The 13,408-nt window shown below is 36.9% G+C and carries 10 protein-coding genes; all 10 read right to left on the minus strand.

Translation table 11 applies throughout. From position 1 onward, the window contains the following. Positions 1–85, minus strand: an 85-nt coding sequence (locus J3U00_RS11215; RefSeq protein WP_010312103.1) for a GTP-binding protein, incomplete at its 3' end; no start/stop codon positions are given. Positions 86–153: 68 nt separating this feature from the next. Then, positions 154–2,259: an elongation factor G gene (fusA, locus tag J3U00_RS11220; RefSeq protein ID WP_065562791.1), complete on the minus strand. Its 2,106-nt coding sequence runs from the start codon at positions 2,257–2,259 to the stop codon at positions 154–156. Positions 2,260–2,368: 109 nt separating this feature from the next. Then, on the minus strand, positions 2,369–2,839 hold the full coding sequence (gene rpsG, locus J3U00_RS11225) for a 30S ribosomal protein S7 (protein WP_034883788.1): 471 nt from the start codon (positions 2,837–2,839) through the stop codon (positions 2,369–2,371). Positions 2,840–2,939: 100 nt separating this feature from the next. Continuing rightward, a complete protein-coding gene (rpsL, locus tag J3U00_RS11230; RefSeq protein ID WP_034883792.1) occupies positions 2,940–3,314 on the minus strand; it encodes a 30S ribosomal protein S12 in 375 nt (124 codons plus the stop codon). Between the two features lie 259 nt (positions 3,315–3,573). Further along, positions 3,574–4,884, minus strand: coding sequence for an NCS2 family permease (locus tag J3U00_RS11235; protein WP_065562798.1), 1,311 nt, complete (start codon positions 4,882–4,884; stop codon positions 3,574–3,576). 275 nt (positions 4,885–5,159) lie between these two features. Further along, positions 5,160–6,734 (minus strand): TerC family protein, encoded by a 1,575-nt coding sequence (locus tag J3U00_RS11240; protein WP_065562799.1) that lies wholly within the window; start codon positions 6,732–6,734, stop codon positions 5,160–5,162. Between the two features lie 143 nt (positions 6,735–6,877). Continuing rightward, the gene (locus J3U00_RS11245) at positions 6,878–8,323 is read right to left on the minus strand and encodes a TrkH family potassium uptake protein (RefSeq protein WP_267332446.1); all 1,446 of its coding nucleotides are present in this window, start codon (positions 8,321–8,323) and stop codon (positions 6,878–6,880) included. A 14-nt stretch (positions 8,324–8,337) separates the two neighbouring features. Further along, positions 8,338–9,177 (minus strand): co-chaperone DjlA, encoded by an 840-nt coding sequence (gene djlA, locus J3U00_RS11250; RefSeq protein WP_267332436.1) that lies wholly within the window; start codon positions 9,175–9,177, stop codon positions 8,338–8,340. Between the two features lies 1 nt (position 9,178). After that, positions 9,179–11,407: a DNA topoisomerase IV subunit A gene (gene parC, locus J3U00_RS11255; RefSeq protein ID WP_267332437.1), complete on the minus strand. Its 2,229-nt coding sequence runs from the start codon at positions 11,405–11,407 to the stop codon at positions 9,179–9,181. A 27-nt stretch (positions 11,408–11,434) separates the two neighbouring features. After that, the gene (gene parE / locus J3U00_RS11260; RefSeq protein ID WP_267332438.1) at positions 11,435–13,324 is read right to left on the minus strand and encodes a DNA topoisomerase IV subunit B; all 1,890 of its coding nucleotides are present in this window, start codon (positions 13,322–13,324) and stop codon (positions 11,435–11,437) included. Positions 13,325–13,408 lie beyond the last annotated feature (84 nt).

Consider the following 13,408-nt stretch of genomic DNA (forward strand, 5'->3'; position numbering starts at 1 on the left):
TTAAAGTTGTTTTACCATGGTCAACGTGGCCGATTGTACCAACGTTAACGTGGGGTTTTGTACGTTCAAATTTTTCTTTAGACATCTTAATGTTCCTTTATTAAATCACTTCCCTAATTTTGTAGGGAAGTGTTACTTTATTTATATAAATAATTATTTCGCTTTACGAGCTTCAATAATTGCTGTTACGATGTTTGAAGGTGCTTCGTTATACTTCAAGAACTCCATAGAGTAAGAAGCACGACCTTGTGTTTGTGAACGAAGGTCTGTCGCATAACCAAACATTTCAGAAAGTGGAACTTGTGCTTTAACTGTTTTACCAGTTGCAGTATCTTCCATACCTTCGATCATACCACGACGACGGTTTAAGTCACCGATAACGTCACCCATATAATCTTCAGGGGTTTCAACTTCTACTTTCATAATTGGTTCTAAAAGCACAGGTTTAGCTTTCATGAAGCCTTCTTTAAATGCCATTGATGCAGCAAGTTTAAAGGCAATTTCGGATGAGTCGACATCATGGTAAGAACCAAAATGTAAACGCACACCAAGATCCACTACCGGATAGCCAGCTAAAGGACCTGATTTCAATTGCTCTTGGATACCTTTATCAACAGCTGGAATAAATTCACCAGGAATTACCCCACCTTTGATTTCGTTAACAAATTCGTAACCAGCACCACCCGCTTCTAATGGATACAAGTCGATAACAACATGACCGTATTGACCACGACCACCAGATTGTTTTGCATGTTTACCTTCGATATCTTTAACTGTTGTACGAATTGTTTCACGGTAAGCAACTTGTGGTTTACCGACATTCGCTTCAACGTTAAATTCACGTTTCATACGGTCTACGATGATTTCAAGATGTAATTCACCCATACCAGCAATGATAGTTTGGTTTGATTCTTCATCAGTCCATACACGGAATGATGGATCTTCTTTTGCCAAACGACCTAAAGCAATACCCATTTTTTCTTGGTCAGCTTTAGTCTTAGGTTCTACTGCAACCGAGATAACCGGCTCAGGGAATTCCATTCTTTCAAGAATAATTGGTGAATTTTCAGCACAAAGCGTATCACCAGTTGTGACATCTTTAAGACCGATTGCTGCTGCAATGTCACCTGCACGAACTTCTTTGATTTCTTCACGTTTGTTCGCATGCATCTGTACGATACGACCAAAGCGTTCTTTACGATCTTTAACTGAGTTTAGAACTGAGTCACCAGAGTTAACTACACCAGAGTAAACGCGGAAGAAGGTTAAGTTACCAACAAATGGGTCAGTTGCAATTTTAAATGCAAGTGCAGCAAATGGTTCATCATCACTTGAATGACGTTCTGCTGGTTCACCATTTTGTAATTCACCTTTAATCGCAGGGACATCAGTTGGAGCAGGTAGATACTCAATAACTGCGTCAAGCATGAACTGAACGCCTTTATTTTTAAATGCACTACCACATGTTACCAAGATGATTTCGTTAGCAAGTACGCGTTCACGTAGTGCTTTTTTAACTTCTTCTTCAGTTAACTCATCACCACCTAGGTATTTTTCCATTAACTCTTCGTTAGCTTCTGCTGCAGCTTCAATTAAGTTTGCACGCCATTCTTCAACTTGCTCAACCATGTCAGCTGGCACATCTTCATAAGTAAAGGTTGTACCTTGGTCAGCATCATTCCAGTTAATTGCTTTACGTTTAAGTAAATCAACAACACCAGTAAAGCCTTCTTCAGCACCGATTGGTAATACTAATGGAACAGGCACTGCCGCTAAACGTGTTTTGATTTGTTCAACCACACGTAGGAAGTTAGCACCCATACGGTCCATTTTGTTTACAAATGCGATACGAGGAACTTTATATTTGTTAGCTTGGCGCCATACTGTTTCTGATTGAGGTTGAACACCACCAACCGCACAGTAAACCATTACTGCACCATCAAGAACACGCATAGAACGTTCAACTTCGATTGTGAAGTCAACGTGTCCCGGGGTGTCGATGATATTGATACGGTGTGGTTCAAATTGTTGTCCCATACCTGACCAGAATGCAGTTGTCGCTGCTGAAGTGATAGTAATACCACGTTCTTGTTCTTGTTCCATCCAGTCCATGGTAGCTGCGCCATCATGAACCTCACCAATTTTGTGACTTACACCAGTATAAAACAAAATACGTTCGGTAGTTGTTGTTTTACCTGCGTCAATATGTGCACTGATACCGATATTACGGTAGCGTGCTATAGGGGTTGTACGAGCCATATTAATCCTCTATTTAGAATCGTTTGCTTAATAAAATATCATTTAGGTTGACTGACAGTAGATATGTGCTGTCAGTCTAATTTCAAGCCACTTAATATCAGTGGAAAGATTACCAACGATAGTGTGCAAACGCTCTATTAGCTTCAGCCATACGATGAACATCTTCGCGTTTTTTCACAGCAGTGCCTTTGTTTTCAAAAGCATCCATAAGTTCATTCGCTAGGCGTAACGCCATTGATTTATCGCCACGTTTACGTGCAGCATCTACAATCCAACGCATTGCAAGTGCATTACGACGAACTGGACGCACTTCAACAGGAACTTGGTATGTAGAACCACCAACGCGACGAGACTTAACTTCTACAGTTGGTCTTACGTTATCTAATGCAACTTCAAAAGCTGCTAAGTGGTCTTTTCCACTACGCTCAGCTAATTTATCAAGAGCTGAATATACGATTGATTCTGCGATAGATTTTTTACCATCTATCATTAAAATATTTACAAATTTCGCCAGCAAATCTGAACCGAATTTCGGATCAGGTAAAATTTTTCTTTGACCGACAACATGACGACGTGGCATTGGAATACTCCGTTTATATGTTATAAATTTTCAGGTTTACCCAAAACTCAAATGAGTTAAATGGAATTATTATAGTTTGGCCTTACTTAACGGAGTTCCATTAAGCTTTAGGTCGTTTTACACCGTATTTAGAACGGCTTTGTTTGCGATCCTTAACACCTGCGCAGTCTAATGCACCACGAACAGTGTGATAACGAACACCAGGTAAATCTTTAACACGACCACCACGGATTAAAATCACGCTATGTTCTTGCAAGTTATGACCTTCACCACCGATATAAGAAGTCACTTCAAAACCGTTGGTTAAACGTACACGGCATACTTTACGTAATGCTGAGTTTGGTTTTTTAGGTGTAGTGGTGTAAACACGTGTACAAACACCACGTTTTTGCGGGCATGCTTCAAGGGCAGGAACGTTACTTTTCGCTTCCTTTAGCGCTCTTGGTTTGCGTACCAGCTGATTAATTGTTGCCATTAATAAGCTCCTGATTAATTAAAATAAATTTAAAAATTGCTTTTTAGATACGTAATTAATAACTGTAGCCCAAAGCCTATATATATAAGTTTTGGGTCGCAAGATTCTAGACCTCAATAGATATAATGTCAAGTTTTTGCTTTAGTTAAGGAAGAATCTAATATTATGAATTGCTATTTTTAACCTTATTATTACTAATAAATTAATAATAATATTTTTCAGTTTAATTTTCCCACCGGAACTAACCGATGGGGAAAAATTAATGATGATCGATAAAGATAAATTTTAATGCAAATAGAAGGGCAAAAATAATGACGCAAAGATTTAATTCTTTAAATTTACCAGTTAATGTTTTTAACACAACGTAAGAGATAAAGCCAAGTGCTACACCTTCGGTAATAGCAAAAGCGAAAGGCATCATTAATGCGGTAATAAATGCTGGTGTTGCATCAGTTAAATCAGACCAATTAACTTTCATTAAACTTGAAACCATTAAGATTCCAACAAATATTAAAGCACCAGATGTCGCATAAGGTGGAACTAAATGGGCTAAAGGCGATAAAAAGGTCATTAATAAAAATAATAATCCAACTACAACTGCAGTTAAACCTGTACGCCCACCAACTGAAATACCAGCAGAACTTTCAATATAAGTTAGTACTGATGAAGTTCCAAATAAACCACCAAGTGAAGAACTAAAACTATCGATTAATAAAGCTTGACGCATTTTAGGGAAACGCCCTTTTTCGTCAGAAATTCCTGCTTTGTCGGTTAAAGCTAAAATTGTACCGGAAGAATCAAATAGGCTTACAATCATAACTGAAAAAATAACACCCATAATACCCACATTAAGTGAACCAGCTAGATCGACATGACCAACAACACTGCTAACACTTGGTGGAACTGATGCAATTCCTTGATAACTAATATTAGGATCAAGCCAAAGTGCAAGTAAGGTAACAACAAGAATTGAAACTAGTACAGCCGCATGGAAATTACGAGTTGCTAGAATTATTATAATAAAAAATCCTAGTGAACCTAATAATACTTTAAGTGATAAGATATTGCCTAAGGTTAGTAATGTTTCTGGTGATGCGACCACAATTCCCATATTTTGAAATCCCATAAAAGCAATAAATAGTCCAATACCAGCACTTATACCTGCTCGCAAACATTGCGGAATATGTTCAATTAACCAATGGCGAACTTTAAATAATGATAATGCAAAAAAGATTAATGAGCCCCAAAATATTGCCCCCATACCCACTTGCCAAGAATAGCCCATGGCACCGCATATTCCATAGGCAAAGAAAACATTGAGTCCCATAGCTGGAGCTAAAGCAATCGGTAGATTGGCAAACAGCCCCATTAAAATAGTAGCAAAAGCTGTTACGACGCACGTTAGAACAAAAACTGCTGATTTGTCCATGCCAGTTACAGATAAGATAGAAGGGTTAACAAAGATAATATAAACCATGGTTAGAAAAGTTGTACAGCCTGCTATAACCTCTGTACTGATAGTGGTTTTCTTCTCTTTCAGTTGAAAAATTTTTTCGAATAGTGAATTCATAAGTTAAAGCCCAATTTAGTTTGATAGTAATCGATATAACCTTTATTTTTACCTAAGTCGCTTTGCAGTAAAAATAAAAAAGATACAAAGTTATCACTTCATATCTCAAAAACGAAAAAACACAGCGCTATTATTGCCTGTAATTTATTTTGGTCAAGCGTTATTCATATTAAGAATATCGTTTAGTAATTGATAGATAATTTTTATAACTTACCTCTAAAATAGTTGTTTAGCTCATCTGAGATGAGTTAAACAATGGGTAGAATATCACTAACCTAGTTCTTTAATATATCTAATTTATTCTTAGTGATTTTCACTTTTAAAATACGGTGACTTTCAATTTCGGCAACTTCAAATAAATAATCGCCAATTTGTATTGTTTCACCGACATTAAGTAAATGTTGGGCTTTTTCCATCAACAATCCAGCAAGAGTATGGTATTCTCGCTTATCATCTATTGGTATAGGAACATACCTTACTAATTCTTCTACAGGGATGTAACCATTAGCAATCCAACTGTTATCATCAATACATTGAATATCGTGTTTGGCATCAATTTCCTCTTCTTCAGTTGGGAAATCACCAGCAATGGTTTCAATAATGTCAGTAACAGACACAACTCCTTGCATTGAACCAAATTCATCAACCACAAACGCAAAATGGGTTTTCGCTTTTTTGAATTGTTCCAGTGCGACAAGTAAAGATACCGTTTCAGGGAAAATTAATGGCTGCTTTATTAAAGAGTTAATATCAATATGCTGTTTATCTTGTAAAACATCTTTCAATAGATCATTAACTTGAATAATGCCTAATGGTTCATCAATTGAAGCATTATCCGTTACGACTAAACGTGAATGAGGATTATCAAATATCTCTTTTAATATCACCTCACGATCATCATTTATATTGACCATATCAACATTTAATCGTGAGGTCATGATGCTACTAACTGAACGTTGAGCCAATCCTAACACTCGCTCGACCATGTTTAATTCTTGATGATTAAATACTGATGTTTTCTTATTATTATCAGAAACAACATCAATATTGTGAGTTTCGGGATCTTCTTCTGCATCGCCTTTGAGTAAATGTAAAATCGCTTCAGCGGTGCGTTCACGTAATGGTTTTTTGTTTAATGCTTTTCGGCGATTGAATATAGCTAATTGATTAAAAAACTCAATCATAATTGAGAAACCAATAGCGGCATATAGGTAGCCTTTTGGAATAATAAACCCAAAACCTTCGGCAACCAAACTAAAACCAATCATAAGTAAAAAACTTAAACATAAAATAACAATCGTTGGATGGGAGTTAACAAAATAGGCCAATGGTTTACTTGCTACCATCATGATACAAATAGCAATACAAACAGCAATAATCATTACTGGAATATGTTCAACCATACCCACTGCAGTAATTACTGAGTCAAGTGAAAATACGGCATCAAGTACAACGATTTGAGCGACGACAGTCCAAAAATGTGAAGTCTTTTTGGGTTTACCATCTTCATGTGAAGCGCCTTCTAAGCGTTCATTGAGCTCCATTGTGGCTTTGAAAAGCAAAAATATACCACCTAGCAACATTATCAATTGCCTAGCATTGAAACTGATTCCGGATATAGAAAATAGAGGGGTAGTGAGTGTAACTAACCAACCAGTAAACATTAATAACAATATTCGTGTAATTAATGCAAAAGCAAGACCAGTAATGCGTGCTTTATCTCGTTCTTGTGGCGGAAGTTTCTCGGCAAGAATGGCAATAAAAACAATGTTATCAATGCCAAGGACGATTTCAAGTACAACTAGAGTGGATAAACCAATCCAAATTGTAGGATCCATGATCCATTCCATATGTCAGGTGATTACCTCTAATGAACACAGCACATGCTGCTTAGTAATTCTGTCTGCAATTGACTAAATAATCAATAAAATATTTATATTTTTAGCCATTTTTCTAAAAAATCCAGGTTTAACACTAAATTGTTAAGTGAAAATTAGCTTCGCCAGAAGGTTGGTGTAAATAAAACCAATAAGGTAAATATTTCAAGTCGTCCAAATAACATGTCCACAACCATTACCCATTTAACCATATCACTTACATGCGCAAAATTATCACTCACACTGCCAAGACCAACCCCCAAATTGTTCAATGATGAGGCAACAATATAAAATGAGTCAGTTGCATCAATTCCAGACGCCATAATGATAAATAGACTAATTAAAAAAACTAATGCATAGGCAGAAAAGAATCCCCATACTGCCTCAATAATTCGTTCCGGTACAACTCGATTATTCAATTTTAAGGTATATATTGCATTCGGGTGTATAAGACGTTTTAATTCACGTGAACCTTGCATAAATAATAGTAGAACGCGAACAACTTTTAACCCTCCTCCAGTAGAACCAGCACAGCCCCCAATAAATGAAGCACATAATAAAAAGATTGGTAATGAGGATGGCCAAGTATTAATATCATCGACGGTAAAACCGACAGTTGCAGAAACCGACACGACTTGTAACACGATTTTATCAATACCAAGATTTCGTTGTGGTTGATAAAAATAGATAACAAAGGCACAAATAACAATTAAAATAAGAAGGATAAAGATAAACGTTCTGAACTCTTGATCGCGCCAATAAACTTTAAGTGAAATACCATTTAATGCGGCAAAATGGAGTGCAAAATTACAACCAGATAAAATTAGGAAAATAGTAACAATATAGTTAATTGCTGGACTATTAAAATAAGCTAAATTGCTGTCATGAGTTGAGAATCCTCCCATCGATATCGTCGAAAAACTATGCGAAATAGCATCGAAGATATTCATTCCAGCAAACCACAAACTTATTGCGCATAACGTGGTGAGTAAAATATAAATAGACCACAATGTTTTTGCCGTTTCAGCAATGCGGGGACGCATTTTACTATCTTTTTGAGGACCTGGGATTTCAGCTCGATAGAGCTGCATTCCACCAACACCTAATAATGGTAAAATAGCAACTGCAAGTACGATAATTCCCATTCCCCCAAGCCATTGTAGCAATTGACGATAAAATAAAAGGGCCTTAGGTAAATGATCTAAATTAACAATAGTTGTAGCGCCTGTTGTTGTTAACCCAGAAAAAGATTCAAAAAAAGCAGTGGTTAAATTAAGATTGATATGATTATCAAAAAGAAATGGAAATGCACCAATAGTACCTAAAACTACCCAGAATAATACAACAATGAAAAAACCTTCCCGAGTACTCAACTCATGACGCTGATTTCTATTAGGGAACCACAACAATACTCCTAAAATTAATGCAGCGAAGAAAGAACGGACAAAAATTGCGCCAGCACCATCACGGTATATTAATGCGATTAGTGCCGGTATTAACATAAATATCGACAATAATGATATTAATAAACCGATAATTCTTATAATTGAGCGCCAATGCATCATAGTAATAATCTCTATTTGAATCCACGAGATGCTTTTATAAGATCGTAAGCAGCTTGAATTTCTTGTGCTCGCTTTTTGGTTGCCTCTAACATCTCTTTTGGTAAGCCTTTTGATGCTAATTTATCTGGATGATGTTCATTCATTAACCTGCGATAAGCTTTTTTGATTTCAGGAATATCAGCAGATGAATCTATCCCTAAAATTCTATAAGCATTTTGCAAATCTGATTGGTGAGAACTGTTTTGATAATTGCCATAATTATTGCTTTGTTGATATTGACTATTTTGTTGATTATTATGATATTCTTGACGGAAATGAAAGCTTCCCATCATCATCTGAATATATATAACCATTTGTTGGCGAGGAATATGGAATTCTTCAGCAACAATAAACAAAATTTGTGACTCTTTTTCATCTAAATTACCATCAACTAAAGCCGCTTGAATTAATTGTTCACAAAATATATTTAAAACATTTCTTCTAAAACGATATTGAAAGTAGAGTTCTCGTAAACGCGATCGAAGTGGGTAATCACTTGCTTTACCACGATTAAATGACTCTTGGGCTAATTGGCGACCGGCTGCATCAAGTTGTAGCCGATCCATAAATTGCCGAGCAAGATTAATATCATCTTGGGTAACAACACCTTTAGCTTTACTCAGATGCCCCAATACTTCAAAAGCAACAATTAAGTACAAAGTTGGGTTTGATTGTGTCCTTTTTTCATTTAATCTATTGCCAAATGCTTGATACAACATTGGGCCTATTAATAGACCAAGTATAAATCCCCATCCGGATTTGAAAACTGAGCTCAGTATTAACCCGAAAATAATGGACCAGATAAAAGACATATTATTCGTTTACCTCTATTCGATCGATTTTTTGTAATCCACGCGGTAGTGATGTTCCTTTACGAGCACGCTCTGCTCTAAATTTTTGTAAATCAGTAGAAGAAAGCGTAAGTTTGCGTTTACCAACATACAACGTCAGTGAGGTTTCAGGCGTTATCAGCATCATATAAGCTAGGCTATCATCGCTGGCAGATAATGAGATAATTTTATTTCCTTTACCTTTAGATAACTCTGGTAAATCTTTCACCGGGAAGATAAGCATTCTACCCGCTTGACTAATTGATAAAAGCAAGCTTTCCTCTGATACTATCTCAATCGGTGCAAGTACATTTGAATTATTAGATAAATTAATTACTGCTTTACCGTTACGATTACGCGCAATTAAATCGCTAAATTGACAAATAAAACCGTATCCGGCACTAGAAGCAAGTAAGAATTTTTGTTCTTCATCGTTTGACATTAAAACATGTTCAATAGTTGCACCTGCTGGTAATGCTAATTTACCGGTAATTGGCTCGCCTTGTCCTCGAGCTGATGGTAAAGTATTTGGCTCAATAGCATAACTTCGCCCAGTTGAATCGATAAAGACAACTGGCTGGTTACTTTTACCTTTTGCAGCAGCTTTAAAGCTATCGCCTGCTTTATAACTTAATCCGACGGGGTCAATGTCATGACCTTTAGCCGCTCTTACCCATCCCATTTCAGATAATACAATTGTGACGGGTTCAGAAGGTGTTAATTCTTGTTCAGTGATCGCTTTAGCTTCACTTCGCTCAACGATTGGCGAACGGCGTTCATCGCCATACTTTTCAGCGTCTTCTTGCAATTCTTTTTTGATTAAATTACTGAGTTTTCTTGGTGAAGCAAGTAGAGCTTGTAGTTGATCCCGTTCTTTAGCAAGATCAGCTTGTTCGCCTTTAATACGCATCTCTTCCAATTTAGCTAAATGACGAAGTTTTAACTCTAAAATAGCTTCTGCTTGTATTTCACTTAAGGCAAATCGCTTAATTAATTCTTCTTTTGGTTCATCTTCATGACGAATTATTTCAATAACTTCATCAATATTTAGAAACGCAATTAATAAGCCATCTAAAATATGTAATCTTTTTAGGATTTTATCTAAACGATAATTTAATCGACGTGTTACCGTCAAACGTCGATATTCTAACCATTCAGTTAATATTTCAACTAATCCTTTAACTGATGGACGATTATCAAGTCCAATCATATTCATATTGACGCGATAGCTTTTTTCAAGATCCGTGGTAGCAAATAGATGATTCATAACTTGCTCTAAATCCACTCTATTAGATCTTGGGACAATTACTAAACGGGTTGGATTTTCATGGTCTGACTCATCGCGTAAATCTTCAATTAATGGTAATTTTTTCGCCCGCATTTGCGAAGCAATTTGCTCTAAGATTTTAGCACCTGAAACTTGATGAGGAAGATCAGTAATAACAATATCACCCTCTTCTTTTTTCCAAACTGCACGCATGCGGATTGATCCTCGTCCAGTTTGATAAATTTTAGCAATATCTTCTGGCGCAGTAATAATCTCGGCTTCTGTTGGAAAGTCAGGGCCTTGTATGTGAGCCATCACTTCACTAAGTGTTGCTTTTGGGTTATCTGCTAACATAATAGCAGCATTTGCTACTTCACGAATATTATGTGGTGGAATATCAGTTGCCATACCAACAGCAATGCCGGTTGTACCATTCAATAAAATATTGGGTAATCTAGCTGGCAACATTTTAGGTTCTTGTAAGGTACCATCGAAATTTGGCGTATAGTCAACAGTGCCTTGCCCTAATTCGCCTAATAATAATTCTGCATATTTTGATAGACGAGATTCGGTATAACGCATAGCCGCAAATGATTTAGGATCATCTGGAGCTCCCCAGTTTCCTTGACCATCTACTAATGGGTAACGGTAAGAGAATGGTTGTGCCATTAACACCATTGCTTCATAACAGGCAATATCGCCATGAGGATGGTATTTACCTAACACGTCACCTACAGTACGAGCTGATTTTTTAAATTTAGCCTGAGCATTAAGCCCTAATTCTGACATGGCATAAACAATACGGCGTTGCACAGGTTTTAAACCATCACCAATAAACGGCAGTGCACGATCCATAATGACATACATTGAGTAGTTTAAATATGCGCTCTCTGTAAAAGTACGTAGCGACTGAACTTCTACTCCGTCATGAGTTATCTCACTCATTATTGTTCCTCTAAATTATTCTGTATATTAGACATCAAGTTCAACTTGGTCACCTTTTTCTTGTAACCATTCTCGGCGATCTTCTGCTCGTTTCTTAGCCAGCAGCATATCCATTAATGCCATGGTTTCCTCTGCATTATCTAGTGATAACTGAACTAATCTACGAGTATTAGGATCCATCGTTGTTTCACGGAGTTGTAATGGATTCATTTCGCCTAAACCTTTAAAACGTTGTACATTCGGTTTACCCTTTTTACGTTTAAGCTGATCTAAAATCCCTTCTTTTTCTTCTTCATCAAGGGCATAATGCACTTCTTTACCTAAATCAATACGATAAAGCGGAGGCATAGCAACAAAGATATGCCCATGTTCAACCATCGCCCGAAAATGACGAACAAATAACGCACAAAGCAAAGTGGCAATATGTAATCCATCTGAGTCTGCATCAGCTAAAATACAGATTTTACCGTAGCGCAATTGACTTAAATCATCACTATCAGGGTCAATACCTATGGCAACCGAGATATCGTGGATTTCTTGTGAGCCTAATACCTCGTCTGATGATACTTCCCAAGTATTTAAAATTTTACCTTTTAATGGCATTATGGCTTGATATTCTCTATCTCGTGCCTGTTTGGCTGAACCACCTGCAGAATCACCTTCTACCAAAAATAGTTCAGTACGACTTAAATCCTGTGAAGAACAATCGGCCAATTTACCAGGTAAAGCAGGACCACTTGTGAGCTTTTTACGAATAACTTTTTTAGATGCTCGTAGGCGTTTTTGCGCACTTGAAATGACCATTTCAGCCAATAATTCTGCAATTTGCACATTTTGATTTAACCAAAGACTGAATGCATCTTTAACAATTGCCGAAACGAATGCAGCGCTTTGTCTTGATGAAAGACGTTCTTTGGTTTGACCAGCAAATTGAGGTTCCTGCATTTTTACGGATAACACATATGCGCAGCGTTCCCAAATATCATCGGCGGTCAGCTTTAGGCCTCGAGGAAGTAAATTACGGAACTCGCAAAATTCGCGCATAGCATCAAGTAAACCTTGACGTAAACCATTAACATGAGTACCACCTTGTACAGTTGGAATCAAGTTAACGTAACTTTCAGTTAAAAGTTCTCCACCTTCTGGTAACCAGAGTAAAGCCCATTCGACTGCTTCTGTTTCGCCGGTATGACTACCAGTAAATGGCTCTTCAGGTAATAGTGTGTAACCACTAACAGATTCCATTAAATAATCTTTTAGACCGTCCTGATAACACCAGCGTTGTTCAGTATTGTTAATTTTATCTTTGAAAATGATTTCTAACCCTGGGCAGAGTACCGCTTTTGCTTTAAGTAAATGAGTTAAGCGGGGTACAGAAAATCGTGGTGAATCAAAATACTTTTCATCAGGCCAAAAACGTACTTTTGTACCGGTATTTCGACGACCACATGTACCTATTACATGTAAATCCTCAACTTTATCACCATTTTCAAAAGCGATTTGATAAATTTGCCCATCACGATTTACAGTAACTTCTACACGCTTTGATAATGCATTAACAACGGAGATACCAACACCATGCAAACCGCCTGAAAATTGATAATTTTTGTTGGAAAACTTACCTCCAGCATGTAAACGGCAAAGTAAAAGTTCAATAGCTGGTACACCTTCATCAGGATGAATATCAACCGGCATACCTCGCCCGTCATCAATAACCTCAAGTGAATTATCTTCATAGAGTGTAACTTTAACTTGGCGGGCATGTCCTGCAATAGCTTCATCTACACTATTATCAATAACCTCTTGTCCCAAATGATTTGGGCGAGCAGTATCAGTATACATGCCTGGTCGATGGCGGACAGGATCGAGTCCTTTTAGGACTTCAATATCAACAGCATTATAAGTGGATTGTGACATAAGTTTTCTATTTATTCGAATAAATGGGCATATTATACCAATCTTTCTTTAAGATGCATGAAATTAAATTGATAATGAAAATCA

The organism is Gilliamella sp. B3127, from assembly GCF_026536935.1.
GTDB classification, from domain to species: Bacteria; Pseudomonadota; Gammaproteobacteria; order Enterobacterales; family Orbaceae; genus Gilliamella; species Gilliamella apicola_E.